General features: G+C 69.5%; 24 protein-coding genes. 12 read left to right on the forward strand and 12 right to left on the reverse strand.

Annotation, left to right across the window (positions count from 1 at the left end; all coding sequences use genetic code 11):
* The first annotated feature begins 144 nt into the window (after positions 1-144).
* Positions 145-723, forward strand: coding sequence for a gluconokinase (locus AC1U89_RS11000; RefSeq protein ID WP_479899743.1), 579 nt, complete (start codon positions 145-147; stop codon positions 721-723).
* On the opposite strand, the gene AC1U89_RS11005 is transcribed toward AC1U89_RS11000, so the two are convergent.
* Complete coding sequence (locus AC1U89_RS11005; protein ID WP_479899744.1) at positions 720-1397, reverse strand: FadR/GntR family transcriptional regulator; 678 nt, start codon at positions 1395-1397, stop codon at positions 720-722. The two genes, AC1U89_RS11000 and AC1U89_RS11005, sit on opposite strands and share 4 nt — an antisense overlap.
* Before the next feature lie 279 nt (positions 1398-1676).
* Here AC1U89_RS11005 and AC1U89_RS11010 point away from each other — a divergent pair, with 279 nt between their 5' ends.
* Entirely contained in the window at positions 1677-1937 is a 261-nt protein-coding gene (locus AC1U89_RS11010; RefSeq protein ID WP_029915259.1) for a helix-turn-helix domain-containing protein, read from the forward strand.
* Between the two features lie 106 nt (positions 1938-2043).
* Here AC1U89_RS11010 and AC1U89_RS11015 read toward each other — a convergent pair whose 3' ends face one another.
* Both AC1U89_RS11015 and AC1U89_RS11020 read right to left on the reverse strand, forming a co-directional pair.
* Positions 2044-2541, reverse strand: coding sequence for a PIN domain-containing protein (locus tag AC1U89_RS11015; RefSeq protein WP_479899745.1), 498 nt, complete (start codon positions 2539-2541; stop codon positions 2044-2046).
* The gene (locus tag AC1U89_RS11020; RefSeq protein ID WP_479899746.1) at positions 2541-2795 is read right to left on the reverse strand and encodes a type II toxin-antitoxin system Phd/YefM family antitoxin; all 255 of its coding nucleotides are present in this window, start codon (positions 2793-2795) and stop codon (positions 2541-2543) included. Before AC1U89_RS11020 ends, AC1U89_RS11015 begins: the two co-directional genes overlap by 1 nt.
* A 206-nt stretch (positions 2796-3001) precedes the next feature.
* Between AC1U89_RS11020 and AC1U89_RS11025 the strand changes: the two genes are divergently transcribed.
* Complete coding sequence (locus AC1U89_RS11025; protein ID WP_479899747.1) at positions 3002-4372, forward strand: cation:proton antiporter; 1371 nt, start codon at positions 3002-3004, stop codon at positions 4370-4372.
* 164 nt (positions 4373-4536) lie between these two features.
* Positions 4537-4905, forward strand: a complete 369-nt coding sequence (locus tag AC1U89_RS11030; RefSeq protein ID WP_479899748.1) for a YciI family protein — start codon at positions 4537-4539, stop codon at positions 4903-4905.
* A gap of 12 nt (positions 4906-4917) precedes the next feature.
* Here the strand turns inward: AC1U89_RS11030 and AC1U89_RS11035 are convergent, their stop codons facing one another.
* The 4 genes from AC1U89_RS11035 to AC1U89_RS11050 all read right to left on the reverse strand — a co-directional run bounded on the left by AC1U89_RS11035 (position 4918) and on the right by AC1U89_RS11050 (position 10308).
* On the reverse strand, positions 4918-6477 hold the full coding sequence (locus tag AC1U89_RS11035) for a tryptophan halogenase family protein (RefSeq protein ID WP_479899749.1): 1560 nt from the start codon (positions 6475-6477) through the stop codon (positions 4918-4920).
* A 70-nt stretch (positions 6478-6547) separates the two neighbouring features.
* Positions 6548-8080, reverse strand: a complete 1533-nt coding sequence (locus AC1U89_RS11040) for a methyl-accepting chemotaxis protein (protein ID WP_479899750.1) — start codon at positions 8078-8080, stop codon at positions 6548-6550.
* An 88-nt stretch (positions 8081-8168) separates the two neighbouring features.
* Positions 8169-8702 (reverse strand): dihydrofolate reductase family protein, encoded by a 534-nt coding sequence (locus tag AC1U89_RS11045; RefSeq protein WP_479899751.1) that lies wholly within the window; start codon positions 8700-8702, stop codon positions 8169-8171.
* 64 nt (positions 8703-8766) lie between these two features.
* On the reverse strand, positions 8767-10308 hold the full coding sequence (locus tag AC1U89_RS11050) for a glucan biosynthesis protein G (protein WP_479899752.1): 1542 nt from the start codon (positions 10306-10308) through the stop codon (positions 8767-8769).
* 224 nt (positions 10309-10532) lie between these two features.
* Here AC1U89_RS11050 and AC1U89_RS11055 point away from each other — a divergent pair, with 224 nt between their 5' ends.
* The 4 genes from AC1U89_RS11055 (at position 10533) to AC1U89_RS11070 (ending at position 14165) form a co-directional block, all read left to right on the forward strand.
* Positions 10533-11648 carry an ABC transporter permease gene (locus AC1U89_RS11055; protein WP_479899753.1) on the forward strand — a complete coding sequence of 372 codons (1116 nt, stop codon included), beginning with the start codon at positions 10533-10535 and terminating at the stop codon, positions 11646-11648.
* Positions 11649-11743: 95 nt separating this feature from the next.
* The gene (locus AC1U89_RS11060) at positions 11744-12592 is read left to right on the forward strand and encodes an ABC transporter ATP-binding protein (RefSeq protein WP_029907106.1); all 849 of its coding nucleotides are present in this window, start codon (positions 11744-11746) and stop codon (positions 12590-12592) included.
* Complete coding sequence (locus tag AC1U89_RS11065; RefSeq protein WP_479899754.1) at positions 12592-13530, forward strand: MlaD family protein; 939 nt, start codon at positions 12592-12594, stop codon at positions 13528-13530. The genes AC1U89_RS11060 and AC1U89_RS11065 overlap by 1 nt, the downstream gene beginning before the upstream one ends.
* Positions 13527-14165 (forward strand): ABC-type transport auxiliary lipoprotein family protein, encoded by a 639-nt coding sequence (locus tag AC1U89_RS11070; protein WP_479899755.1) that lies wholly within the window; start codon positions 13527-13529, stop codon positions 14163-14165. The genes AC1U89_RS11065 and AC1U89_RS11070 overlap by 4 nt, the downstream gene beginning before the upstream one ends.
* On the opposite strand, the gene AC1U89_RS11075 is transcribed toward AC1U89_RS11070, so the two are convergent.
* Positions 14162-14602 (reverse strand): transcriptional repressor, encoded by a 441-nt coding sequence (locus AC1U89_RS11075; protein WP_479899756.1) that lies wholly within the window; start codon positions 14600-14602, stop codon positions 14162-14164. The genes AC1U89_RS11070 and AC1U89_RS11075 overlap by 4 nt on opposite strands.
* A 112-nt stretch (positions 14603-14714) precedes the next feature.
* Positions 14715-16895 carry a catalase/peroxidase HPI gene (gene katG / locus AC1U89_RS11080; protein ID WP_479899757.1) on the reverse strand — a complete coding sequence of 727 codons (2181 nt, stop codon included), beginning with the start codon at positions 16893-16895 and terminating at the stop codon, positions 14715-14717.
* Between the two features lie 146 nt (positions 16896-17041).
* Here katG and AC1U89_RS11085 point away from each other — a divergent pair, with 146 nt between their 5' ends.
* On the forward strand, positions 17042-17947 hold the full coding sequence (locus AC1U89_RS11085) for a LysR substrate-binding domain-containing protein (protein ID WP_479899758.1): 906 nt from the start codon (positions 17042-17044) through the stop codon (positions 17945-17947).
* Positions 17948-18087: 140 nt separating this feature from the next.
* A complete protein-coding gene (locus tag AC1U89_RS11090; RefSeq protein WP_479899759.1) occupies positions 18088-18720 on the forward strand; it encodes a hypothetical protein in 633 nt (210 codons plus the stop codon).
* Positions 18721-18818: 98 nt separating this feature from the next.
* Here AC1U89_RS11090 and AC1U89_RS11095 read toward each other — a convergent pair whose 3' ends face one another.
* Both AC1U89_RS11095 and spbR read right to left on the reverse strand, forming a co-directional pair.
* Complete coding sequence (locus AC1U89_RS11095) at positions 18819-19583, reverse strand: NUDIX hydrolase (protein WP_479899760.1); 765 nt, start codon at positions 19581-19583, stop codon at positions 18819-18821.
* A gap of 53 nt (positions 19584-19636) precedes the next feature.
* Positions 19637-20773, reverse strand: a complete 1137-nt coding sequence (spbR, locus tag AC1U89_RS11100) for a SpbR family protein (RefSeq protein ID WP_479899761.1) — start codon at positions 20771-20773, stop codon at positions 19637-19639.
* Between the two features lie 158 nt (positions 20774-20931).
* Here spbR and AC1U89_RS11105 point away from each other — a divergent pair, with 158 nt between their 5' ends.
* The gene (locus tag AC1U89_RS11105) at positions 20932-22743 is read left to right on the forward strand and encodes an ATP-binding protein (protein ID WP_479899762.1); all 1812 of its coding nucleotides are present in this window, start codon (positions 20932-20934) and stop codon (positions 22741-22743) included.
* A gap of 2 nt (positions 22744-22745) precedes the next feature.
* On the opposite strand, the gene AC1U89_RS11110 is transcribed toward AC1U89_RS11105, so the two are convergent.
* Positions 22746-23297, reverse strand: coding sequence for a hypothetical protein (locus tag AC1U89_RS11110; RefSeq protein ID WP_479899763.1), 552 nt, complete (start codon positions 23295-23297; stop codon positions 22746-22748).
* A gap of 233 nt (positions 23298-23530) precedes the next feature.
* Here AC1U89_RS11110 and AC1U89_RS11115 point away from each other — a divergent pair, with 233 nt between their 5' ends.
* Complete coding sequence (locus AC1U89_RS11115) at positions 23531-24715, forward strand: CaiB/BaiF CoA transferase family protein (protein ID WP_479899764.1); 1185 nt, start codon at positions 23531-23533, stop codon at positions 24713-24715.
* Positions 24716-24754: the final 39 nt, after the last annotated feature.

Genomic DNA, 24754 nt, shown 5'->3' on the forward strand with positions numbered 1-24754 from the left:
TTATCGATAAGGAATCGCCGCTCCCCGGCCATCCTCGACCATGGTCGTAGTTACGCCCCGTCGGCGGGCCGGTAGAAACCGGTTTCCACTGTGCGGTCAGCCTGCCCTTCGATCGGCGGGCCGGCCAGCTTTCAAGGAAGCCGCTTGCCGCCGCCATCCCGCCTCGCCCCGACCGCCGGACTCGCCATCATCGCCATGGGCGTCAGCGGCAGCGGGAAATCGACGCTGGGCGCCCTGCTGGCCGACAGACTGGATTGCCCGTTCCTGGAAGGCGACGATTTCCACGACGCCCGCGCCGTCGCCAAGATGAGCGCCGGCCGCCCCCTCGACGACGACGACCGCTGGCCTTGGCTGGATCGCCTGGGCCAGGCCGTCGGCGAGGCGGTCGCCTCGAGGGGACGGGTCGTGGCGGCCTGCTCGGCGTTGAGGCGCAGCTACCGCGAGCGCCTGCGCGAGGCCATCGGGGCCCCCACCCGCTTCGTGCTGCTGGACGCCAGCCATGACGAACTGCTGCGGCGGCTCAACAGTCGCTCAGGCCACTACATGCCCGCCAGCTTGCTGGACAGCCAACTGGCCACGCTGGAGCGCCCTGGCGCCGACGAGGCGGTGTTCACGCTCGACGCCGCCGCCCCGCCAGACCAGCTGTGCGACATCACCCGGGCCTGGCTGGACGGCGCCCGCCACGACGCGTCGCGCCGGACCGGCGACGCGGCCCGCGCCTAGGGCATCAGCCGCTTCCGCCCGCGCGAGAGGTGCCAGCGCATGGCCAGGGCCGCGCCGTCGCCGTCCTGGGCCCGGATCGCTTCGACGATCAGTTCATGCTCGCTCATCATCTCGGCGATCGCCTCGGGCGGCCGTGAGCGCGAGATGTCGACGCCGGCGCGCATGATCCGGTCGACGTCGGGCTGCAGCGCTTCGAACGCCAGCAGGAAGGCGGGGTTGGCGGTGGCCTGAACGATGCGGCGGTGCAGCTCCATGTCCTCGGCGTGGGCCGGAGCGTTCGATAGCAGCGCCTTGCGCAGATCCAACAGCGCCTCCTCGATGCTGGTCATCTCCTCGTCCGAACGCCGCGCCGCCGCCAGCCGCGCCGCCTCGGCCTCAAGCACGAAGCGCACCTCGTAGCTGCCCAGGGTCGAGGGCAGTTCGGACAGCGGCATGTAGGCGCCCAGCTTGTCCGAAGGGCGATTCTTCACGAACGACCCGGCCCCGCGGCGCGGCTCGGTGATGCTGTCGGCGGCCAGCCGGACCAGCGCCTCGCGCACGATCGTGCGCGACATGCCGAAGATTTCCGCCAGGCGCGCCTCGGACGGCAAGCGATCCCCGACCTTCATCCCGTCGGCGTTGATCATCTCGACGATGCCCGTATAGGCCCTGTCGGCCAAACGGCCCTCGCTCATCCCACCCATCTCCACGTTCGACAGCCGCCGCCGTCGCAGGGGCGAGCTTGGCCAACTCGTCTTGGCTCGTCAAATCTGTATGACAGGTTTCGACATTACGCCTGTCAAAAACAAATGTTCACGTTCACATTCTTCAAATCGCTTGAACTTGTCCAACAGATAGCGTTACCATCCTGAAACACGACCCACGTTCATCGACTCCGATCGGCGAACGGAAAAACAGACGGGCGTCGCACCGCCGAAGATGGCTGCGCTGGGATGAAACAGAGGGGTTCAAGCATGAGCACGACGGCAGTCCGCGTTATCGACCGCGATCTGGAGGCGGCGTTCGAGGAACTCACGCCGACCCAGCTGAAGGTGCTGGAAGGCGTCAATTCAGGCCTGCTGAACAAGCAGATCGCCTTCGACCTCGGCATCGCCGAGGCCACGGTGAAGGCCCACATGACGGCGCTGATGCGCAAGCTCAACGTCCACAACCGCACCCAGGCCGCGATCGCCGCCCAGGCGCTGGTTCACGGCCTGCGGTCGGTCGCCCGGTAGGTCCGCTCTCGGACCAATCCCCTTTCGCAGGGCGAGCTTCACGCCGCCGCGAACACCCCACGCCCCTGCCCCGCCCGCGCCGAGCGGTCGCGTCAGCCGTAGGGCGTCAGCCCCGCACGAAAATGTTGCGCAGCCACTGCGACCCGGCCTTGGCCGCCTGGCCCCAGTCCTCGCTGTCGTCCAGCGCCTCGGGCTTGTAGCCCCAGGGATTGAACAGCTTCAGCCGGGTGACCTTGAAGGCCGCGACGTCGCGGGTGACCAGGGTCAGGCCGTGCTCCAGGGCGGTGGCGGCCAGGAGGGCGTCGCGGGCGTCGGCCAGCGGCAAGCGGCCCCGCCCCCGCACCACGGCGGCGTCGACCGGCAGGATGCGTCCCTCGAACGCGACGGCCACCTGGTCATTCAACCACGTCCGCAGCGCCTGCCCCGCCGCCTTGTCCTTGCGCTCGACCCGCGCCGCGCCGGTCTCCAGCTCCAGCAGGGTGATCGCCGAGATGAACAGGCTGGACCGGGCGACGCCCGCCGCCCAGCCGGCCAGACCCGGGTCCGTACCGCCGGCCTTGGCGTTGCGTAGTTCCAGGACGATGTCGGTGTCGAGCAGGTACATCAGCCGCGCCAGGTTCCGGGGTTGTCCCAGGCCTCGGTCGAGCGGACCTCGGCGACGTCGAGCGCGACCGGCGCGGCCATGGCGAGCAGGTCGACAATGGTCTCGGTCTGGCCGGTCAGCTTGCGATAGGCCTCGATGCTCATCAGCACGTGGGTGGTCTTGCCCCGGTCGGTGACGAACACCGGCTCGATCCGCGCGGCCCGCTTGGCCTGGCTGACATCCTGGTTGAAGTCGCGACTCGAGACGATTTTCACGTGCCTACATACCTACATTGACAAGGCTGTCTTGTAGGTACGTTACTACGTTGTGGCGTTCTCGCAACAGGAAATAAGCCAGCAAAAACAATCTTCTGCACACGGGCGTCAAAAACGCTCTTTCGACTTGCGCCCCTCACCGCCTTCTGCGCGGCTTTGGACCAACGGCGGTCAACGCCGAGGGTTTACGAACAGGGGGGACACAGGTGTCCGACATCATTTCCAGCGTCGTCACGACCGTGACAGGCGTACTCGGGCCGCACGGCCCGGCCACGAAGGTCGCCGCGCACAGCTTCACGCCGGGCGATTTCAGCGTGCACTTCTTCCTGCAACTGGCCGTCATCGTCCTGGCCTGCCGCGTCGTCGGCTGGCTGGGCCAGAAGTTCCTGCAGCAGCCGCAGGTGGTCGGCGAGATGATCGCCGGCGTGGTGCTGGGCCCATCCCTGCTGGGCCTGCTGTTCCCCGACTTCCAGCTGGCCCTGTTCCCCAAGGAGACCAAGAACGTCCTGTACGTCGGCGCCCAGCTGGGCGTGGGCCTCTACATGTTCATGGTCGGCACCAGCTTCCAGGCGGGCCACTTCAAGGCCAAGGCCAAGAGCGCCATGAGCGTGTCGTTCGCCGGCATCGCCGCGCCGTTCATCATCGCGGCGATGATCACGCCGTTCCTGCTGAAGGTCCCGGGCCTGTTCGCCCCGACCATCGGCCAAGGCGCGGCCACCCTGTTCATGGGCGCCTGCATCGCCCTGACCGCCTTCCCGATGCTGGCCCGGATCATCAACGAGCGCGGCCTGGCCAAGACCTCGCTGGGCACGCTGTCCCTGACCGCGGGCGCCTTCGACGACGCCGTCTCGTGGTGCGTGCTGGCCGTGGTGCTGGCCACCTTCGGCGGCGGCCCCGGCGTGGCGGTGCTGGCCATCGGCGGCGGCCTGGCCTGGGTGGCGTTCGTCACCGTCTTCGGCCCGAAGATCCTGGCTCCGCTGGGCCGCATCGTCGAACGCGAAGGCGAGATGAGCACCGGCGTGCTGGCCCTGGTCATCATGGCCTTCTGCGTCTCGGCCTTCCTGATGGACGCCGTGGGCATCCACGCCATCTTCGGCGGCTTCATCATGGGCGTGGTCATGCCGCGCGGTAAGCTGGTCGAGGAGCTCAAGCGCAAGGTCGAGCCGCTGGCGGTCGTCCTGCTGCTGCCGATGTTCTTCACCTATTCGGGCCTGAACACCCGGATGGACATGGTCAACTCGCCGGCCCTGCTGCTGATCGCCCTGGGGATCCTGGCCTGCTCGATCCTGGCCAAGTGGGGCGCCTGCTACGCCGCCGCCCGCCTGACCGGCGAGAACCACCACACGGCCATGGGCATCGGCGCCCTGATGAACTCGCGCGGCCTGATGGAGCTGATCATCATCAACATCGGCCTGCAGAAGGGCATCATCGGCCCGACCCTGTTCTCGATGCTGGTGCTGATGGCGATCGTCACCACGGTGATGGCCAGCCCGCTGTTCGAGGTGGTCTACGGCAAGAAGGCCCGCGAGACGGGCGAGCTGGACGCCATCGACGGCGCCGTCGCCAAGGCCGCCTGACACACGTCCCAGTCGACTTCCCAGTCGCTTCCCTGCCCTCGCTCTCCTGCCGGAGCGAGGGCATTTTTTTGGCCGGCCCACGGGCCCATATGTCGGCATCCGAAAGCCCCGTTCGTCGTTTCGACGCCAGGCCGATGCGGCCGGCTCGAACACGGAGACGGACGATGCGCGTGATGGTGCTCGTGAAGGCGACCGAAGACAGCGAGAAGGGGTTCTTCCCCACGCCCGAGACGATGGCGATGATGGAGGCGATGGGCCGGTTCAACGACGAACTGGTGAAGGCCGGCGTCATGAAGGACGGCGACGGCCTCAAGCCCTCGTCGGAAGGCAAGCGCGTCGCCTTCGACGGTCCCGGCCGCACGGTCGTCGACGGGCCGTTCGCCCAGACCCGCGAGCTGGTGGCCGGCTTCTGGCTCTGGGAGGTCAAGGACATGGACGAGGCGGTCGCCTGGGTGAAGCGCTGCCCCAATCCCATGCCCGGGCCGAGCGAGATCGAGATCCGCCCCCTGTACGAAGAGGCTGACTTCGCCTGACCCCGGCCGGCCTCAGGCCGGTTCGAGCGGCCGGTCGAAGCCGAAGCGGTTGATCTGGGCGATCAGGTCGCGGTGGCTGGGCAGGTCGTGGGTGGCCCGGTCGCCGAAGGTGCGGATCTTGGCGAACAGCTTCTCGGCGCCCGCCACGTCGGGGAACTCGCTGCGCCCCGGCGACAGGTCGGTTTTGAAGCCCATGCCGTACAGGATGTACTGGTAGTTGAAGAAGGCGAAGGTCTCGAGGTCCAGGATGAAGTCGTAGCGGGTGGGCGGTCGCCAGCGCCACTGCTCCAAGAGGTCGACCAGCCGCTCCGGGATCGAGGCCGGGTCGGCGTTCTGGCGCCAGAACGGCTCGGTCCGCTGGCTCAGGCAGTAGTGCAGCTTCAGGAAGGTGATGATGTTGTCGTAGCGGGCCGTCATCAGTTCGTTGAAGCGGAAGGCCGGGGCGCTGATCGGGCCGTTGTGCGGGAACAGCTCGGCGATGATCGCCACGGCCGCCTCGATCAGCACCACGCCGGTCGATTCCAGCGGCTCCAGGAACCCGGCCGACAGACCCACCGACACGCAGTTCTTGACCCACTGCTTGGTGCGGTAGCCGGCGTCGAAGGCCAGGTGGCGCGGGGCGATCTCGACGCTGTCGCCCACATAACGGCGCAGGACCGCCTCGGCCTCGTCGTCGGCCATGTGGTCGCTGGAATAGACTGTTCCGACGCCGCGCCCGCTGCTCAGGCCGATGTCCCAGGTCCAGCCCGCGGCATGGGCCGTGGCGACCGTGAAGCTCTGGATCGGCGAGTCGGGACGCTCGTACGGAATCTTGCAGGCCAGGGCGCGGTCGGCGAACAGGATGTCGCGCACCGACTTGAACGGCGCCTTCAGGGCCTGGCCGATCAGCTCGGCCCGGAAGCCCGTGCAGTCGATGTAGAGGTCGGCGTCCAGCCGGCCTTGCTCGGCGGAGATCACGTGGTCGATGGCGCCCGTGGCGTCCAGCTCCACGCCCGTCAACAGGCCCTGCAGGTGGCGCACGCCCAGCTCCCGCGCCCGCTCGGCCAGCACCTGGGCCAGCTTGGCGGCGTCGAAGTGGTAGGCGTAGTTCAGGGGTCCGGCGAAGTTGCCCTCGTGCAGCCGCTTGGGGGCGCGCTGGGCGTCGGCCACTCGAGCCTGAATGGTCATGGCCTCGGCGAACGGCGCGCGGGTCGCCTCGTTCTGCAGCAGCCAATAGGGCGCGAGACTCGTCCCGTCGGTCGAGAACGGGGCCTCGAACGGGTGGAAGTACTGGTGGCGCTCGCCGCCCTCTCCCGGCGCCCAGGCCCAGTCGTTGAAGCGGATGCCCTGCTTGAAGGTGGCCGAGGTCTCGCGGATGAACCGGGCCTCGTCGATCCCCAGGAACTGCAGGGTGGTGCGGATGGTCGGGAACGTGGCTTCGCCGACGCCGATGATGCCGACGTCGGGCGATTCCAGCAGGGTGATCTCCAGATGCGCCTGCTCGGCGATCCGCAAGGACTTGGCCAGATAGGCCGCGGTCAGCCACCCGGCCGTGCCGCCCCCGACGATCAGGATTCTGCGTCTACGATCCATGCCGCCTTGATAGCCCGGCGCGCCGCAAAAGCGGAAAGCAAAGTTCGGCGACGCCCCCTCCGGACCGGGACTACCGCCCCGGTCGCGCGAAGGCGGCCACGCGCTCGCGGGCTTCATGCACGGGATTGCCGCGCGACGAAGCCGGGGCCGAGCCGGTGCGGAACCCGCCCACGTGATTGGAGAGGTCCGCGGCCTCGGCGCGCAGGGCGTGGGCGGCCGACGTCGACTGCTGGACCATGGCCGAGTTGCGCTGGGTCACCTGGTCCAGCTGGTTGACCGCCACGTTGACCTGGCCCAGGGCGGCGGCCTGTTCGTTGGCCGAGGCGGCGATCTCGTCGACCAGGGTGTCGATGACGCCGACCTTGGCGACGATGCCGCGCAGAGCCTCGCCCGTCCGGCCGACCAGGTCGACGCCCTCGCCCACCTGGCGGCTGGAGTCGGCGATCAGGGTCTTGATCTCCTTGGCCGCTTCGGCCGAGCGCTGGGCCAGGGCCCGCACTTCCTGGGCCACGACCGCGAAGCCGCGACCGGCGTCGCCGGCCCGGGCGGCTTCCACGCCCGCGTTCAAGGCCAGCAGGTTGGTCTGGAACGCGATCTCGTCGATCACGCCCAGGATCTGCGAGACCTTGGCCGAGGAGCTCTCGATCTGGGTCATGGCCTCGGCGGCGCGGGTCACCACCTCGCCCGAGGTCTGGGCGTCGGCGGCGGCCTCGCGGACCTGGGCCGAGACGGCCTTGGCGCTCTTGGCGGTCTGTTCGACCGTGGCGGTCAGCTGCTCGACGGCCGCGGCGGTCTCCTGCAGGGTCGAGGCCTGCTGCTCGGTGCGCTCGGCCATGTCGTCGGCGGCGCGGGCGATGTCGTCGGTCCCGGCCCGGATGTCCTGCGCCCCGCGCGACACCGCGCCCATGGCCTTGTCCAGCGCCGAGGCGGCGTTGTCGAAGTCGGTCTTCAGGCGCTCGAACTCGGGCGACAGCGCGCCGTCGACCCGAACCGACAGGTCGCCGGAGGCCAGCCGCGACAGGGCCACGCCCAGGGCCGCCACGGCGGCGGCCTGCTGCTGCTCGGCCGCCTGGCGCTCGGCTTCGAGGCGGTCACGCTCCTCAAGCAGCACGGAGAAATAGGCCGAGAGGGCCAGGTCCATGTCCAGGAACACGGCCTTGGCCAGGGCCGAGACCTGGTCGGCCGCGCCGTCGTCGGCCTTGGCGCCGCCGAACATACCCTTGGCGGACGTCTTCTTGCCCAGCACCGCGTGGATCAGCTTGTCCAGCACCAGGGCGTAGCCGCCGATCGACCAGCGCGGCTCAAGGCCGGCGCGGGCGTTGGACTGGCCGATGCGCTCGACCGCCGCCACGTAGTCGGGACCCTGGTCGCCCGACAGCATCCGTCGCCAATGCGCCACCTGCCGGGCCTGGGCGCTCTCGCCCTTGCCGTCCTTGAACAGGGCCCGCGTCTCGGCGAAGCCCCGCAGCTGCTCGTAGAAGCTGTCCAGAGCCTCGGGCACCGCCGCGTCCAACACCGGCTTGGCCGCCTGCAGCGCCGATCGCGACCGATGATCGAACCGCATGAAGCTCAGACGTTGGTCGAGCTGGTCCTTGGCGCTCATGCGGCTCCCCCGAGTCGTTGACTGTACTTTGGGCGATACCGGTGACTGGAATTCATTAACCAAGCTTGAAGCGTGGCCGTCGGCGCGCCTAGGCTGGGACGTAGTTCAGCGCGAAGGCGTCCTCGCCCACCGGGCCGCTGGACACCAGCCGCAGCGGCGGTCGGGGCCCCGCGAAAAAGGGCGCGCCGCTCCCCAGCACGAAGGGGCGATAAAGCAGCCGGTATTCGTCGATCAGGCCCAGGTCGGTGAGGCTCCGCGCTAGGTTGGGTCCGGCGACCTCGATCTCGCCCTCGTACCGGGCCTTGAGGTCGCGCATCGCCGTCTCGAGATCGCCATCGATCAGGGTGGCGTTGGGACCGACCGACTTCAGGGTGCGCGAGACGACCCATTTGGGCTGGCGCCGCCAGACCACCGCGAACTCGCGTTCCGCCGGGCCCCATTCGGGACGATCCTCGTCCCAGTACTGCATCAGCTCATAGACGACGCGCCCGTACACGCTGCCGCTCAGGCTGCCCACCCAGTCGATGAAGTGCTGGAACAGCTTGGGGCCGGGCGCCGGCAGCACCGTGTGGTCGACATAGCCGTCCAGAGACTGGACCATTCCGAAGACGAACTTCGCCATCTCTCCCTCCGTGGGCCGGCGGGAGCCTAGCGGCGGGCGGACCGGGGCGCAAACGCCCGCCCCCTCACGCCGTCCAGAGGTACTTCCAGGTCTCCGAGATCGCCTGGTCGCCCCGCGTCAGGCGCAGGGTCAGGTCGACATTGGCCGCCTTGGGGCGCACGCCAAAGGCCACGCGGGCCGCCGCCTCGTCGGGATAGGGCGACAGGTCCTTCCAGACGATCTCGCCCCCTGTGGCCTGGAGGTCCATCGCCACCCCGTCCAGCCCCTCGGCCAGGGCCCCGCCCTGCAGGTCGATCGTGAACAGCCGCAGGCCCGCCTGGGCGTCGGCGCCGGTGCGGGTGCGGAACGCCCGGGCGTCGGGGCTGGCGAAGCGCTCCTGGCCCCAGTGCAGGCGATAGCGCAGGTCGACCTGGCCGCCGGCCTTCCACGGGTCCTTGGGTCGCCAGAAGATGGCGATGTTGTCGTCGGTCTCTTTCGTGGTCGCCAGCTCGGCCAGGTGCACCGCACCCTCGCCCCAGGCGTCCAGGGGCTCGACCCACAGGCTGGGCCGCAGGTCGTAGCGGGCCTGCAGGTCGCCGAAGTCCTCCAGGGTCCGCGCCCGCTGGACCAGGCCAAAGCCCTTGGGGTCCTCGTCCTGGAAGCTGCTGAGGCGATGGGCCTTGGGGTTCTGCAGGGGCCGCCAGATGTGCTCGCCCCGCCCCGTCCAGATCGCGAGGCCGTCGCTGTCGTGCACGGCGGTGCGGTAGTCCTGCAGGGGCGACGGGTCAGCGACGTTGAACAGGAACATGCTGCTCATGGCCGCCACGCCCGCCTTGGTCATGGTCGTGCGCGGGAAGACGCTGGCGGCCACGTCGAACACCACGTCCTCGCCCGGCCGAATCGTGAAGCTGTAGACCCCGCTGCAGCTGGGGCTGTCCATCAGCGCGTGGACGACCACCGCGTCGCCGTCGATGGGGGGGCGCTCCAGCCAGAAGGCGGTGAAGTCGGGGAACTCCTCGTTCGGCTCGCCCGCCCCGATCGCCAGGCCGCGCGCCGACAGGCCGTAGCGCTGTCCCCGGCCCAGGCTGCGGAAGTAGCTGGCGCCCTGGAACACCGCCACCTCGTCCATCTTGCCCGCCTCGTTCAGCGGCCACAGCAGGCGGAAGCCGGAGAAACCGTTCCAGGCCTTGGCGACGTCGGCGTGCTCGCCCGGGATGTCGAACATCGCCGGATCGAAGGCGATGGGCCGCGCCAGGCCGGCGGCCACCTCATAGATCGGCAGCGGCCGGGGATAGAGCCAGGCCGGCGGGAAGAACTCGGCCCGGAACGGCGGCTGACGATCCTTCCACAGGTCCGCCTCCGATCGGAAGCGGATGCGGAAATATTCGTCGTAGGTCAGGCCGGTGATCGTCGGCGGCGCGGGCGGCTTGGCGTAGGGCGCGGCGGCCAGGGCCCGGGCCTTGTCGCGAAGCCCCTCGACGGAGAACGCCTCGCTGGCCGCGCCGTCGACGGCCGGCGCCCCATTCGAAAAGACTTGCGCGGCGGCCAGTCGCGGCGCCAGGGCCAGGACGGCCGACAGCGACAGCCGGCCGAGCGCCGCGCGACGGTTGAGCAGACTGGAAAACATCCGGGCCTTGTAGAGCAACGCCCCCGCCGCACGCCACACAACGCAGCTTTAGCGACAAAGGTTCGCGCATTCGCCTCGATCTCGGACAAGGTCGCTGGCGCGCGGCGCCGCACCCGCCTATTCCTAGCGCGACAAGCGTTGCAACAAGCCAGGCCTTGGCACGTTTGGGCTTGGTCGAAGGCCTGATAAGGTTCGACGGCGGATAGAGGGACCGACGACACTTCATGGGCGCTCCGGCTGATTTCACCCTCAAGGAGACCGCCGGTCACAAGACCGCCGTGCTCTCGGGGGACTGGACCGCCCGCGGCATGGTCGACGCCGGCGAGCGGCTCGTCCAGGCCATGGAAGGGTCGGACGCTGTCGATCTGGACCTGCGCGACATCACCCGCTGCGACACCGCCGGGGCCTACGCCATCATCCGCGCCGCCGACGGCCGGATCAGCGCCGGCAAGATCAAGGCCGGTCCCCGCACCCTGCGGCTGCTGCAACTGGTCGACGACGCCATCCAGGTCGAGCCCGAGGCCGCGCCCCCGCAGAAGGGCTTCCTGGCCCTGCTGGAGCGCATCGGCCGGGGCGTCTACGGGCTGGGCGACGACCTCTACAGCACCACCGCCTTCCTGGGTCACCTGCTGGTGGCCATCGCCCGCTGCATCGCCAAGCCCAGCCGCATCCGCTGGGCGCCGGTGGTGGCCCTGTCCGAACGCGCCGGCCTGGACGCCATCCCGATCGTGGCCACCACCACCTTCTTCATCGGCGCGGTCGTGGCCCTGCTGGGCGCCAACCTGCTGACCCAGTTCGGCGCCCAGGTGTTCGCGGTCGAGCTGATCGGCATCTCGGTGCTGCGCGAGTTCAACATCCTGATCACCGCCATCCTCCTGGCCGGCCGCTCGGCCTCCAGCTTCGCGGCCGAGATCGGCTCGATGAAGATGAACCAGGAGATCGACGCCATGCAGGTGATGGGGGTCGATCCCTACGAGGCGCTGGTCCTGCCGCGCTTCGCCGCCCTGCTGATCACCATCCCGCTGCTGACCTTCGTGGCCACCCTGGCGGGCCTGGCCGGCGGCATGCTGGTCACCTGGACCGTCCTCGACCTGTCGCCGACCTTCTTCCTGCAGCGCATGCAGGACTCCGTCGGCGCGCAGCACTACTGGATCGGCCTGTCGAAGGCCCCGGTCATGGCCATGGTCATCGCCGCCATCGGCTGCCGCCAGGGCATGGAGGTCGGCAACGACGTCGAGTCCCTGGGCCGGCGGGTGACCGCCGCCGTGGTCCACGCCATCTTCGCGATCATCGCCATCGATGCGATCTTCGCCCTGATCTACATGGAGCTGAACCTGTGAGCCCGGCCGACGCGCCCCCGCCCGAGGGTGGGCCCGACGCCCAGGCGAAGGCCCAGGCTGAAGCGAAGGCCCAGGCCGAAGCCCAGACCAAGGCGCTGGCCAAGGCCACGCCCCATGTCGAGGACGAGGCCGAGTCGACCGCCGAGGCCCCGCCGATCCGGGTCACGGGCCTGGTCTCGCGGTTCGGCGACAACGTCATCCATGACGGCCTGGACCTGACCGCCGAGCGCGGCGAGGTGCTGGGCGTGGTCGGCGGTTCGGGCGCGGGCAAGTCGGTGCTGCTCAACACCATCATCGGCCTGAAGGTCCCCGACGGCGGTTCGGTCAAGCTGTTCGGCCAGGACATGGCCGACGCCTCTCGCCGCCGCTGGAGCGTGATCGAGCGCCGCTGGGGCGTGCTGTTCCAGCAGGGCGCGCTGTTCTCCAATCTGACCGTGCGCGAGAACGTCGCCGCGCCGCTGCACGAGCACACCCGCCTGCCCAAGGGCGAGATCGAGCATCTGGCCGACCTGAAGATCGCCCTGGTCGGCCTGCCCGCCCGGGCCGGCAACCTGAAACCCGCGGAGCTGTCGGGCGGCATGCGCAAGCGCGCCGGCCTGGCCCGCGCCCTGGCCATGGACCCCGAGCTGCTGTTCCTGGACGAGCCCACGGCGGGCCTGGACCCGATCAGCGCCGCGGCCTTCGACAGCCTGATCAAGGACCTGTCCGACAGCCTGGACCTGACGGTGTTCATGATCACCCACGACCTGGACACCCTCTATGAGATCACCGACCGGATCGCGGTGATCGCCGACAAGAAGGTGGTGGCCACCGGCTCCGTGCAGGAGCTGGAGAAGAACCCCCACCCCTGGATCCAGGAATACTTCATGGGGCCGCGCGGGCGCGCGGCCGCCGGCCAGGCGACGCCTAAATCGGCGCCGAAAGCCACACCGAGGACGAGCTGATGGAAAGAAACGCCAACTACGCCTTGGTGGGCGCGGCGACCCTGATCCTGTTCATGGGTCTGCTGATCTTCGCCGTCTGGCTGGCCAAGCTGAGCTTCAACCAGGAATACGACCTGTACGACGTGCTGTTCGTCGGCCCCGTGCGCGGCCTGTCGGACGGCGGCGAGGTGCACTTCAACGGCATCAAGGTCGGCGAGGTCACCAAGATCGCCCTCGACAAGTCCGACCCCAACCGCGTGATCGCCCGCGTGCGCGTCACCTCGGACGTGCCGATCAAGACCGACAGCTTCGCCACCCTCGAGCCCCAGGGCATCACGGGCGTGAACTACGTTCAGATCGCCGCCGGCACGCCCGCCAAGCCGCTGCTGAAGAGCACGGTCAGGAGCGGCGAGGTGCCGGTGATCCGCAGCCAGCGCAGCGCCCTGTCCGACCTGCTGGAAGGCGGCGGCACGGTGCTGACCCGCACCATCGAGGCCCTGGACCGCGTCAACCGCGTGCTGTCGGACGACAACGTCAAGACCTTCAGCGCCTCGCTCAGCGACATCCAGTCGGTCACCGCCGAACTGCGCGAGCGCAAGGCGATCATCGCCGACGCTCAGAAGGCCCTGCAGAGCATCGAGACCACCTCGACCCGGATCGGCGAGCTGTCGGACTCGGTCAACGGCCTGGCCAACGGCGACGCCAAGCGCACCCTGAAGAACCTGGGCGACGCCGCCGACGAGCTGAAGGCCACCGCCAAGGACGTGCGCGGCATGGTCGGCAAGCTGGAAGGCCCGACCAGCGACTTCGCCACCACCGGCCTGCCGCAGCTGTCGTCGGCCGTCGTCACCCTGCAATCGGCCGCCGAGTCCCTGGACCGGCTGGTCAGCGAAGTCGAACAGAACCCGCGCGCCCTGGTCGGGAAGGCGCCCGCCAAGGAACTGGAGGTCAAGCCGTGAGCAAGCTGCGCATCACCCTGCGGACGGTCGCGATCGCCGCCACGGCCGTCGCCCTCACCGGCTGCATCAGCCTGTTCCCCAAGTCTAACCCGGCCGGCCTCTACCGCTTCGGCCATGTGGCGGCCGAAAGCTCGAAGCCGGCCAGTGACAAGGGCTTCGGGGTCTACAAGACCCCGACGGTCTTCACCCGCGCGGCGATGAGCGATCGCCTGCTGTCGGTGACCGACGGCCAGGCCGCCTACATCGCCGACGCCCGCTGGGTGTCGCCGGCCATCGTGCTGTTCGACGAGGCGGTGGCCCGCGCCTTCGAGGCCGACGGCAGCAGCGCCCGCCTGGTCACCCGCGGCGAGGCCCTGAAGGCGGTCATGGCCCTGCGCCTGGAGGTCCGCTCGTTCGAGACCGACTACGTGAACGGTCCCAAGGCCCCGCCCGAGGTGCTGGTCGAGATCCGCGCCGTCATGACCCGCAGCAACGACCGCGCCCTGCTGGGCGACAAGGTGTTCGTGGCCCGGGTCAAGGCCGCCGACAACCGCCTGTCGGCCATCGTCCCCGCCTATGACCAGGCCGTGGACAAGGTGCTGACCGAGATCGTGGCCTGGGTCGGCGAGGCGGGCGCGAAGCTGCCGCCGGGCTAGGTTTCAGGATCGGGCACCGCGCCCGCTTCCCGTCGGAAGCGCACCAGGATCTCCACGCTGCCCGGCCGCTGGACCAAGGCCTCGCGGACCATGGCCAGCACTGTGTCGGCCGAGACGTGCAGGTCCACCACCTGGCCGGACTCCTCGTAGACGAGGTGAGAGTGCGGCTCGGCCACGGTGTCGAACACCAGCTCGGCCGTGGTGGTGGCCAGGCGGCCGATCAGGCCATGGTCGGCCAGCAGCTCCATCTGGCGGGCCAGGTCGCCCGAGGTCACCGCCACCCCGGCTTCGGCGACCAGCTCGGCCACCTCGGTCAGGGTCAGGTGCTCTTCCGGCGACGCGCGCAGCAGCGCCAGCAGGCGCGGCAGGGCGCCGTGGMCGGCCAGGCCGGCGCGACGCAGCTCCTCCCGCAACGCGGCTTCCACCGCATGTGGCATTGGGGCGTCCTCCCAGAGGCGCCCGAACCGGCCGCGGTCGTTGAGCCGCCGCGGCCTGGTCCGAACGCTCAAAGACGTTCGGGCGCGACCTCGTGGCCGCGCCCGGTGGGTATCAGGCCGCCAAGTCGAGCCGGTCGGCGTTCATCACCTTGTTCCAGGCGGTGACGAAGTCCTTCACGAACTTCTCCTGGGCGTCGGACGCGGCGTAGACCTCGGCGAAGGCCCGAAGCTCGGCGTGGGAGCCGAAGATCAGGTCGACGCGCGTGGCCGTCCAGCGCGGATCACCGGACTTGCCGTCGTGGCCGGCGAAGGCGTTGACGGCGGTCGGGCTCCAGGTGGTGCCCATGGCCAGCAGGTTGACGAAGAAGTCGTTCGTCAGCGCGCCCGGGCGGTTCGTGAAGACCCCCGCCTTGGCGTCCCCGACGTTTGTCCCCAACACCCGCAGGCCGCCGACCAGGACGGTCATCTCCGGCCCGCTCAGCCGCAGCAGCTGGGCCCGGTCGACCAGGGATTCCTCGGGCGACATGAAGTGGTCGCCTGCCTTGCGGTAGTTGCGGAAGCCGTCGGAGCGGGGTTCCAGCGGCGCGAACGAGTCCGCGTCGGTCTGTTCCGCCGAGGCGTCCGCGCGTCCCGGGGCGAAAGGCACGTCGACCGAGACGCCGGCGTCATTGGCCGCCTTCTCGACCGCCGCCGCGCCGCCCAGCACGATCAGGTCGGCCAGCGAGATCTTCTTGCCGCCCGAAGCCGAGCCGTTGAAGTCCTTCTGGATTCCCTCAAGCGCCGCCAGCACCTTAGCCAGGACCGGCGGGTTGTTGACCTCCCAGTCCTTCTGCGGCGCCAGCCGGATGCGCGCGCCGTTGGCGCCGCCCCGGCGGTCGGACCCGCGCCAGGTCGAGGCCGAGGCCCAGGCCGTCGACACCAACTCGGAGACCGAAAGCCCCGAGGCCAGAATCTTCTGCTTCAGGGCCGCGACGTCCGAGGCGTCGACCAGCGGATGGTCCACGGCCGGGATCGGGTCCTGCCAGATCAGGGTCTCCTCGGGCACCAGCGGACCGAGGTAGCGGCCCTTGGGACCCATGTCGCGGTGGGTCAGCTTGAACCAGGCGCGGGCGAAGGCGTCGGCGAACTGGTCGGGGTTCTCCAGGAAGCGGCGCGAGATCTTGCCGTATTCGGGATCGAAGCGCAGCGACAGGTCGGTGGTCAGCATCCGCGGCTTCTGAGCGGCGCCGCCAAAGGCGTTCGGGACGTCGGCCGGCGCGTCCTTGGCCTCCCATTGCTGGGCGCCGCCGGGGCTCTTGGTCAGCTCCCACTCGAACTTGAAGAGGTTCTCGAAGAAGTGGTTGCTCCACCTGGTCGGGGTCTGGCTCCAGGTGACTTCCAGCCCCGACGTGATCGCGTCGGCGCCAACGCCGGTGCCGTGCTTGCTGCGCCAGCCCAGGCCGTGGTCATGGATCTCGCCGCCTTCGGGTTCGGGACCGACGAACGACGGGTCGCCCGCGCCGTGGGTCTTGCCGAAGGTGTGGCCGCCGGCGATCAGGGCGACGGTCTCCTCGTCGTTCATCGCCATGCGCGCGAAGGTCTCGCGGATGTCATGGGCGGCGGCGACAGGATCGGGATTGCCGTTGGGCCCCTCCGGATTGACGTAGATCAGGCCCATCTGCACCGCGCCGAGGGCCGAGTGCAGCTGGCGCTCGCCGCTGTAACGCTCGTCGCCCAGCCACGAGCCCTCGGGACCCCAGAACAGCTCCTCCGGCTCCCACTGGTCGGCCCGTCCGCCGCCGAAGCCGAAGGTCTTGAAGCCCATGGACTCCAGGGCGACGTTGCCGGCCAGCACATAGAGGTCGGCCCACGACAACTTGGCGCCGTACTTCTGCTTGATCGGCCACAGCAGGCGACGGGCCTTGTCGAGGTTGGCGTTGTCCGGCCAGCTGTTGAGCGGGGCGAACCGCTGCTGGCCGCCGCCCGCGCCGCCGCGGCCGTCGGTGGTGCGATAGGTGCCCGCGCTGTGCCAGGCCAGGCGGATCATCAGGCCGCCGTAGTGGCCGAAGTCGGCCGGCCACCAGTCCTGGGAGTCGGTCATCAGGGCGTGCAGGTCGGCGATCACCGCCTGGAGATCCAGGCTCTTGAACGCCTTGGCGTAGTCGAACGCCTCGCCCATCGGGTTGGAGCGCGGCGCATGCTGATTGAGGCTCTCGAGCCGCAGGTTCTTCGGCCACCAGTCGCGGTTGGTGCTGCGGGGACCATGTCCCATCGGGCATTGGCCCTGAATGCTGTCTTCGACCTTCGCATCCATCGTTCTGTTCCTCCGCTGTTGCGTCCCTGATCGCCTGACCCAAAGGCCGGCGTGAGTGTTTTCCCCCCGGATTGCGACGCGATTGTTCGCCCAACTCCACGATAAAGAGAAGCGTCAAGGTCTAATGAGCGTGATAGGCTATGCCTATGAACCTCCGTGACCTCCGCTACCTGCTGGCCGTCGCCGAGCACGAGCATTTCGGGCGCGCCGCCAAGGCCTGCGGCGTCAGCCAGCCCACCCTGTCGGTGCAGATCCGCAAGCTGGAAGACCTGATGGGCGTGACGCTGTTCGAGCGCTCCAGCAAAACCGCGGCCCCGACCGAAGCCTGCCTGCGGCTGATCGGCCACGCCCGCGCGGCGGTGACGGCGGCCGAGGCCATACTGGCTACCGCGCGCAACCTGCGCGACCCGCTGTCGGGACGCTTCCGGCTGGGCATCATCCCCACCCTGGCCCCCTATCTGCTGCCGCTGGTCTTCGCGCCGCTGCGCCAAGCCCTGCCCGCCCTCGAGCTGGAGCCGTGGGAGGACCAGACCTCGGCCCTGTTGGAGCGCCTACGCGCCCACGAACTGGACGCCGCCCTGCTGGCCACCGACGAGGACGGCCCCGACCTGGTCAGCCTGCCGCTGTTCGCCGAGCCCTTCCTGGCCGCCCTCCCCCCCGATCATCCGCTGGCGAGCCGCCCGGTGATCCTGGAGACCGACCTGGCGCGCGACATCCTGGTCCTGGCCKACGGCCACTGCCTGCGCGACCAGACGGTGGAGGCCTGCGGCGGCGACGCGGCCCTGGGCGGCCCCCTGCGGGCGGCCAGCCTGCCGACCCTGCTGAACATGGTGGCGGCGGGTTATGGCACGACCCTGATCCCGGGCCTCGCGGCCGGCGCGGCGCAGGACGCCGGCATCGTGCTGCGGCCGCTGTCGGCCAAGGCCGGGCGAACGGTGCGGATCGCCTGGCGGGCGCACTATCCCCGGCGGGCGGCCGTGGAGGCGGTGGGCGAGGTCATCGCTGCGCGGCTCAAGGGGTTTGCCGAAGGGGCGGCAGAAGGGGCGGTCTAGGGCTTTACCCTGCCGGCCCCAAGCTCACCTATTGATTGCAACTCTGGCAAAAAACATTCTTCACGTTGCATTTCACTTGGTCTAGGCACAATTTCATAGTTAAGCTGCAACGAGCGGATCACGAACGTTCGGGGCGGCCCATGATCAATGCATCGTTCGGCAGACGGTCGTTTATCGCGGGTGTCAGCGCGACTTGGCTGATCTCCAGCCATCGGGCACATGCGCAACCTCAACCATTGAAGTGGTCGAACCAGGACCAATTGGACTTTGCTGCGTTCGTGCCGGACTTCGCGCACAACTACCCGAAAGAAGTAGATTGTGCAGACCTTGCACTCGACGCACTGATCACGTTCTCAGCTAATCGACACCTTCCAATCCGCTTGTTTGATTTCGACGGACCGCCTGGCAATCGGAAGCGCTGGCTAACCTACGACCCGCGGAGCGACGACTGGTTAGCAAAGCGAGCATTCATGCTGGAACAGCTTGGCGCAATCAATGTGATCGAAAACAGCCGCAAGATAGAGCTGAACGAGGTTCGCTCCGGTGATTTGATCATGCACGAGAATACGCTGGGTGGCGGCTATACGGGCCACACTAGGCTTCTAGTCTCTGCAAAATATGACCCGGATAAGCGAGACTACTATTTGGTACGCTACGAAGGTACCCTCCCCCCGGTCATTCCCGTGCTTAAAGAAGGCTGGTTCAAAGAGTTAGACGATGTCTATGGCGGCTCCCCGCGAAGGTGGAACTTCGGACAATTCGGCATGCGATAGCCATTTCCTGGGACGTGACAGCTGGCCGTCGTCGTCGCCACCTCGCGGATGCTTGCCTCCCCATCGCAAACTTTCGAAAGTCCGCGCCTCGGCGGCGCCTACAACGCCGACAACGGCTCCGCCACGTCCCCGTACCCCGCATCCGCCTGGATCCGCAGCGACGCCCCGTCGACCCACGGTTCCACCGTCACCAGCGGCCGCGCCCGCGCCGTCTCGATCGCCGCCGTCGCGCCCGCGCTCTCGGCCAGCAGCTGCAGGTTCATCCGCGTCGGGAAGATCACCTTCCGCTCGCCCGCCTCCGCCAGGGCCAATGCCTCGCCCGGCGCGATCCATTCGGCGTCGACAGCCTCGTGGCCGTCGCAGACCGCCAGCTGCGCCGACGGGGCATGGGCGACGTAGAACCAGGTGTCAAAGCGCTTGGCCATCAGCGGCGGAGTGATCCAGCGGGCGAAGACGGTCAGGGCCGACAGGTCCAGCTTCAGCCCCAACTCGCGGACCACATCGAGGAACGGCAGGCGATCCTCGGCCACCGCCGCCCGCACATCGATCGCCGCCTCGCCGGCATAGACCTCGCCGGAGGCGTCACGGGCCAGCAGGACGCCGGCCTCCTCGTAGGCCTCGCGGATGGCGGCGATGCGCAGCGGCGCGCCGTCGGCCTCGACGCTCTCCCAGCCGGTGGCGTGGTCGGTCCAGGCCGGATCGTGGTCGCCCGCATGGCTCTTGCCGCCCGGGAAGACCAGGGCGCCGGCCGCGAAGTCGATCTGGTGGTGCCGCTTGACCATCAGCACCTCGAACGAAGGCTCGTCGCGCAGCAGCAGGATAGTGGCGGCGGGGCGGATCGGGTCGACGGGACGCTCTGTCATCGGACGAGGTTGGCGCCGAAGAGCGGTGACGGCCAGAGGTTTCGAACGGGCGTTTAGCCCGCCGCGGCCGTCTTCGCCCGCTCGCCCAGCTGGTCCGCGCGGTCCAGCAGGTAGTCGGCGTCCTCGCGCGAGACCGACGGGGCCGCGGTCAGGAAGCGCTGGATCATGTGCTCCTGGAAGCGCTCGCGGTCGCCGGGGCGGCCGTCGTATTCCAGGGCGTGGAAGGCGTCGACGCCAGCGCGGAAAGCCGGCTGCAGGCGCGGCGGCAGGCCGGCCCGCTCGCAGATCGCCTTCAGGCCCAGCTCGCCGGCGTCGTGGATCATCAGCCAGGTGCGGTGATGCGGAACGCCGGCCAGCTCGGCCACGCCCCATTCGAAGAAGGTCATGTGGCCGTGGGCCAGGGCCCGCAGCAGCAGCGACGGCGACAGCCGCCCGACGCTGTTCAGGTGCGCGGCGAAGGCCTTGGCGTCGACCGAGCGCCCGGCCTGGTCGACCAGGTCGATCGTCGCCCGCTCCTTGGTGTCGAGGATCAGCTCCAGGGTGCGCTCGGCCGACAGCGGGTGCGTGGCCAGGATGTGGTCGCGCAGTTGGTCGCCGACCATGTCGATCAGGCGCTCGGTCACAGACAGCGGCAGGGACGAGCGATAGGCGACCGCGGTCAGCACCTTCTCGGACTTGGCGAAGCGCTCCAGCGCCCGCTGCAGGGCGCCCTCGGACATCCGGGCGTTGTCGTTGGCGCAGAGGGTGGCGACCACCTCCTCGCCGCCCTGCTCGACCAGCAGGGCCGCGACCTTGCGCGACAGCCTGGGGCGCTTGGCCACGGCCATTTGCCGCACCGGTCCGCCCAGGCGGACGATCTCGGCCAGGTCGGCGTCGCTGAACACCGGCGAGAAGCTGATGATCGGCAGCGAGATGCTCTCGACGTCGCGGGCCAGGCGATTGGCGACGTCGGCCGGCAAGGTCGGCGAATTGCGCAGGGTCACGGCCATGGCGCGACGGACCAGTTCGGCGGCGTCGGCGGCCATCACCCGCAGGATCTCGGCGGCCAGGGCGCGCTGCTCGTCGTCCAGCTCGGCGCGGTCGATGGTGCGGCACAGCTTGTGCGCGGCCAGGGCGCGCTCGTCCGGCGTCGCGCCCTTCACCAGCATGCGGATGTCGTGTTCGGTCAGGGCGGCGCGGGTGGTGGCCATCGATCTTCCCAGTCCCCACGGACAGCGGGGAATCGGATCATCCCCCGTTATGCTTAACGATTGTTTGCCCTCCTGGCGGCGCTCGTTAACGATAAGCCGTAACCCGGCGCAAACCGCGATCCTCTAGGGTCTGGGCTCACCAGCCGAGGAATCAGTCCTTGTTCGCCGAGCGCCGACAAAACACCCCCGCGAACGGCGGCGACGACGCCCGTCTGGCGCTCGACGCCCAGGCCGCTCTGCTGCCCTACGCGCTGGCCGTTTTCGCCGTCGCCCTGCCGATCTATGTCTGGGCCTGCTCGTTCGCCGAGAACGCCGGCTGGATGGCGATCAGCTTCGCCGTGTTCGCCATCAACTGGGGCATCTTCTACGGCGTGGTCGCCTGGCTGCGCAGCCCGGCCGCCGAGGACCTGAACCGTCGCGCCCGGGTGCACGTGATGTCGGGCCTGCTGTGGGCCGTCGCGGTGTGCCAGATGGCCGTCTTCGCCGACGGGTCCGGCCCCGCGCGCGAAACCCTCCTGCTGCTGTCGGCCGGCGCGGCCGTGGTCTGCATCTTCTTCGCCGCCCCCTACCTGCTGGCCCTGCTGCTGACCGCCCCGCTGGCGGCGGCCGGGCCGCTGTACCTGCTGTTCTCGCATCCCCAGAGCGAGCAGGCCGKCGGCATGGCGTTCGGGGCCATCGCCCTATCCATGGTCCTGTCGCTGATCCTCAACCGGATGCTGCGCCGCCAGCACGCCCTGTCCCTGGCCCACGAGGCCCTGCTGGAGGAGCGGCTGAACGTGCTGGAGGCCGCCGAGCGCGCCGCCCGCTCCAAATCAGACATCGTCGCCACCCTCAGCCACGAGATCCGCAACGGCCTGACCGGCGTGACCCACGTGCTGGCCGCCGCCGCCGGCAAGGGCGGCCGCGCCGCGCCGTCGCGCGAACAGCTGAACGCCGCCCTGGACGCCGCCCAGGACCTGGTCGCCGTGCTGAACGCCACCCTGGATTCCGAGACCGCCGAAAGCGGCCGCCTGGCCGTCGAGAGCGTGGCCTTCGAGCCTGTGCGCCTCATCCGCGACCTGGTGCTGCTGGACCGCCCGCACGCCGTGGCCAAGGGCCTGGAACTGGTCGTCCACGTCGAGCCCGACCTGGAGCACCGCCAGCTGGGCGCGGCCATGGGCGATCCCCTGCGCACCCGCCAGATCATCGCCAACATCGTCGGCAACGCGGTCAAGTACACCGTGCGCGGCCGGATCGAGGTCCGGGTCGAGCGGCGCGACAACCTGATCGCCATCGAGGTGGCCGACACGGGTCCGGGCCTGTCGCGCGAAGAGATGGAACAGGCCTTCCAGGCGTTCCAGCGCGTCGAGCGCACCGGGGCCGGCGTCAACGGCGCCGGCCTGGGCCTGTCGCTGTCGCGCCAGCTGGCCCGGCTGATGGGCGGCGCCCTGGAGGCGACCAGCGCCGTCGGCGTCGGCAGCTGCTTCACCCTGACCCTGCCCTTCGACGAGAACGCCATCCGCGAGATCGAGCCCGTCGACGGCGAGGCGTCCCCGGTGGTCGAGGCCGCCGGCGCGCCGCCGCGCAACCTGCGCATCCTGATCGCCGAGGACGACGCCCTGAACGCGGCCATGCTGCGCGCCATCCTCGAGCAGCTGGGCCACCAGGTGGTCCACGCCCAGAACGGCCGCCGCGCCCTGGACCTGGCCCGCATCTGCGACTTCGACCTGGTGATGCTGGACGGCCGCATGCCGATCCTGGACGGCCCCCAGACCGCCGCCGCCCTGCGCGCGCTGGAGACCGCCAATCGCGAGGTGCCGATCGTGGCGGTGATCGGGGGCGACGCCGACGAGGCCCGCGAGTGCCTGGACGCCGGCGCCGACACGGTGCTGCGCAAGCCCGTCAGCGTCGCGGCCGTGGCCCGCGCCGTGGCCGACGCGGCGACCATCGATCGCAAGGGCGGCGCGAACGGCCAGGCCGCCGTCGCTTAGGCTCAGGCGGCCTTGAAGGTCACCTTGTAGTGGCCGTCTCCGCCGCTCTCCTTGAAGTCCATCACCGTCGGCTTGCCCGGGGAGACGACCAGGCGCCGGGGCAGGCCGATGCGGTCGTCCGGATCCTTCGGCGCGCGGATCGTGGCGCTGGCCGCGCCGAGGAAGGCGTTGACGATGGCGGCGGCGGCGGCCGCCCGCTGCGGCTCGGCGCCCGTAGCCTGGCCGGCGACGGTCTGGGCGATCATCACCGCCTTCCAGGCCACGTCGGTCATGGTCTTCCACAGGCCCAGGGCCTCGGTGTCGATGTCGCGGCCGCTGTCCTGGTCGACCAGCATCACCACATAGACCGCGTCGTTGCGGAACTGGGCGATGGGGATGTCCAGCTTGCGAACCTCCTGGGCGTCGAAGTCGTCCCAGAAGTTCCCCGGTCCCTTCACCGCGACATTGCTGTCGAACGGCGCGGTCGTGTTGCCCCGAAAGGTCATCAGATAGATGTCGTCGGCGGAATCCGACGAGTCGATGCAGCGCATCTCGTCCACGATGACGGCGACCATGGTGTTCTCCCTTGTCTGGTTGGCGCCACGTGCCGCGGGAGGCGATCGCTCGCTCGTCGCGGCCGGGGTACGCAACGAAGCTGGATGTAGCGAACACACCCATAAGGGGAATGTTTGAGAAATACAATCTTTAAGGCAATCGCCGCTCGGACCGACGCCTGACGCGAAACTCTTTCCAACAAGCGTTTGGATCGCGCATGCTGTCCGCAACAAGAACCAGACGGGAGGACGGGATGCTGCGCGATCTGCGGGTCATCGAGCTGGCCACCTATATCGCCGCCCCCGGCGCGGCCGGGATCATGGCCGACTGGGGCGCCGACGTGATCAAGATCGAGCCGCCCGACGGCGACCCGATGCGGGGCTTCTTCGACACCCTGGGCTCGGACCAGGCCGCCAACCCGATCTTCGAGCTCGACAACCGCGGCAAGCGCTCGGTCGTGCTCGACATCCGCACCGACGCCGGGCGCGAAGCCGCCAAGGCCCTGGTCAAGGACGCCGACATCTTCCTGACCAATGTCCGCCCCGCCGGCCTGGCGCGGGCGGGCCTGGACTACGAGAGCCTCAAGGCCGTCAATCCGCGCCTGATCTACTGCAGCCTGACCGGCTATGGCCTGGAGGGTCCCGACGCCGACCGGCCGGGCATGGACGTGGCCGCCTTCTGGTCGCGGGCCGGGGTGGGCGCGATCACCGCCGCCAAGGGCGCCGAGCCCTTCCCCCTGCGCACCGGAATGGGCGACCACGTGACCTCGCTGGCGACGGTGTCGGCCATCCTGGCGGCGGTGCACGAGCGGCATCGGACCGGTGTCGGCCGGCTGGTCGAGACCTCGCTGCTGCGCACCGGCGTCTATGCAATCGGCTCGGACATGGCCATCCAGCTGCGGTTCGGGAAGCTGGCCTCCACCCGCCCCCGGCGCGAGGCGGTGCAGCCGCTGGCCAACTTCTTCCGGACCCGCGACGGGCGTTGGATCTGCCTGCTGGCCCGCCAGGGGTCCAGCGACTGGGCGCGGATCGCGACGGCGGCGGGCCGGCCGGAGCTGGTCGACGACTCTCGCTTCGCCGGCGCCCGCCTGCGGCGCGAGAACGGCGGAGCCCTGGTCGACATCCTGGACGAGGCGTTCGGGGCCATGGACTACGAAGAGGCGGCCGCCGCGCTCGACGCCGGCGACCTGACCTGGGCCCCTTGGCAGACGCCGCGCGACCTGGTCAGCGACCCGCAAGCCAAGGCGGCCGGCTGCTTCGTGGAGACCCCCGACGGGCGCGGAGGGACTTTCCCGGCGCCGGCGGGCCCGGCGCGATTCCCGGGCGCGGAGGACGGACCGCGCGGCCCGGCGCCTGGGCTGGGCGAGCATACGGAGTCGGTGCTGGCCGAGATCGGTTGGTCGGTGGATGAGATCGCAGGGGTTAGCTCGGCCCGCTAACCCTCAAACCGCTCATCCCGGCGAATGCCGGGACCCAGA

Source organism: Caulobacter sp. 05T431, assembly GCF_056665975.1.

Excerpts from the sequence above, each read along its gene's own strand:
- AC1U89_RS11005 (WP_479899744.1), bottom strand. The coding sequence starts at position 1,397 with ATGAGCGAGGGCCGTTTGGCCGACAGGGCCTATACGGGCATCGTCGAG.
- AC1U89_RS11010 (WP_029915259.1), top strand. The coding sequence starts at position 1,677 with ATGAGCACGACGGCAGTCCGCGTTATCGACCGCGATCTGGAGGCGGCG.
- AC1U89_RS11015 (WP_479899745.1), bottom strand. The coding sequence starts at position 2,541 with ATGTACCTGCTCGACACCGACATCGTCCTGGAACTACGCAACGCCAAG.
- AC1U89_RS11030 (WP_479899748.1), top strand. The coding sequence starts at position 4,537 with ATGCGCGTGATGGTGCTCGTGAAGGCGACCGAAGACAGCGAGAAGGGG.
- AC1U89_RS11035 (WP_479899749.1), bottom strand. The coding sequence starts at position 6,477 with ATGGATCGTAGACGCAGAATCCTGATCGTCGGGGGCGGCACGGCCGGG.
- AC1U89_RS11040 (WP_479899750.1), bottom strand. The coding sequence starts at position 8,080 with ATGAGCGCCAAGGACCAGCTCGACCAACGTCTGAGCTTCATGCGGTTC.
- AC1U89_RS11045 (WP_479899751.1), bottom strand. The coding sequence starts at position 8,702 with ATGGCGAAGTTCGTCTTCGGAATGGTCCAGTCTCTGGACGGCTATGTC.
- AC1U89_RS11050 (WP_479899752.1), bottom strand. The coding sequence starts at position 10,308 with ATGTTTTCCAGTCTGCTCAACCGTCGCGCGGCGCTCGGCCGGCTGTCG.
- AC1U89_RS11055 (WP_479899753.1), top strand. The coding sequence starts at position 10,533 with ATGGGCGCTCCGGCTGATTTCACCCTCAAGGAGACCGCCGGTCACAAG.
- AC1U89_RS11065 (WP_479899754.1), top strand. The coding sequence starts at position 12,592 with ATGGAAAGAAACGCCAACTACGCCTTGGTGGGCGCGGCGACCCTGATC.
- katG (WP_479899757.1), bottom strand. The coding sequence starts at position 16,895 with ATGGATGCGAAGGTCGAAGACAGCATTCAGGGCCAATGCCCGATGGGA.
- AC1U89_RS11090 (WP_479899759.1), top strand. The coding sequence starts at position 18,088 with ATGATCAATGCATCGTTCGGCAGACGGTCGTTTATCGCGGGTGTCAGC.
- AC1U89_RS11095 (WP_479899760.1), bottom strand. The coding sequence starts at position 19,583 with ATGACAGAGCGTCCCGTCGACCCGATCCGCCCCGCCGCCACTATCCTG.
- spbR (WP_479899761.1), bottom strand. The coding sequence starts at position 20,773 with ATGGCCACCACCCGCGCCGCCCTGACCGAACACGACATCCGCATGCTG.
- AC1U89_RS11110 (WP_479899763.1), bottom strand. The coding sequence starts at position 23,297 with ATGGTCGCCGTCATCGTGGACGAGATGCGCTGCATCGACTCGTCGGAT.
- AC1U89_RS11115 (WP_479899764.1), top strand. The coding sequence starts at position 23,531 with ATGCTGCGCGATCTGCGGGTCATCGAGCTGGCCACCTATATCGCCGCC.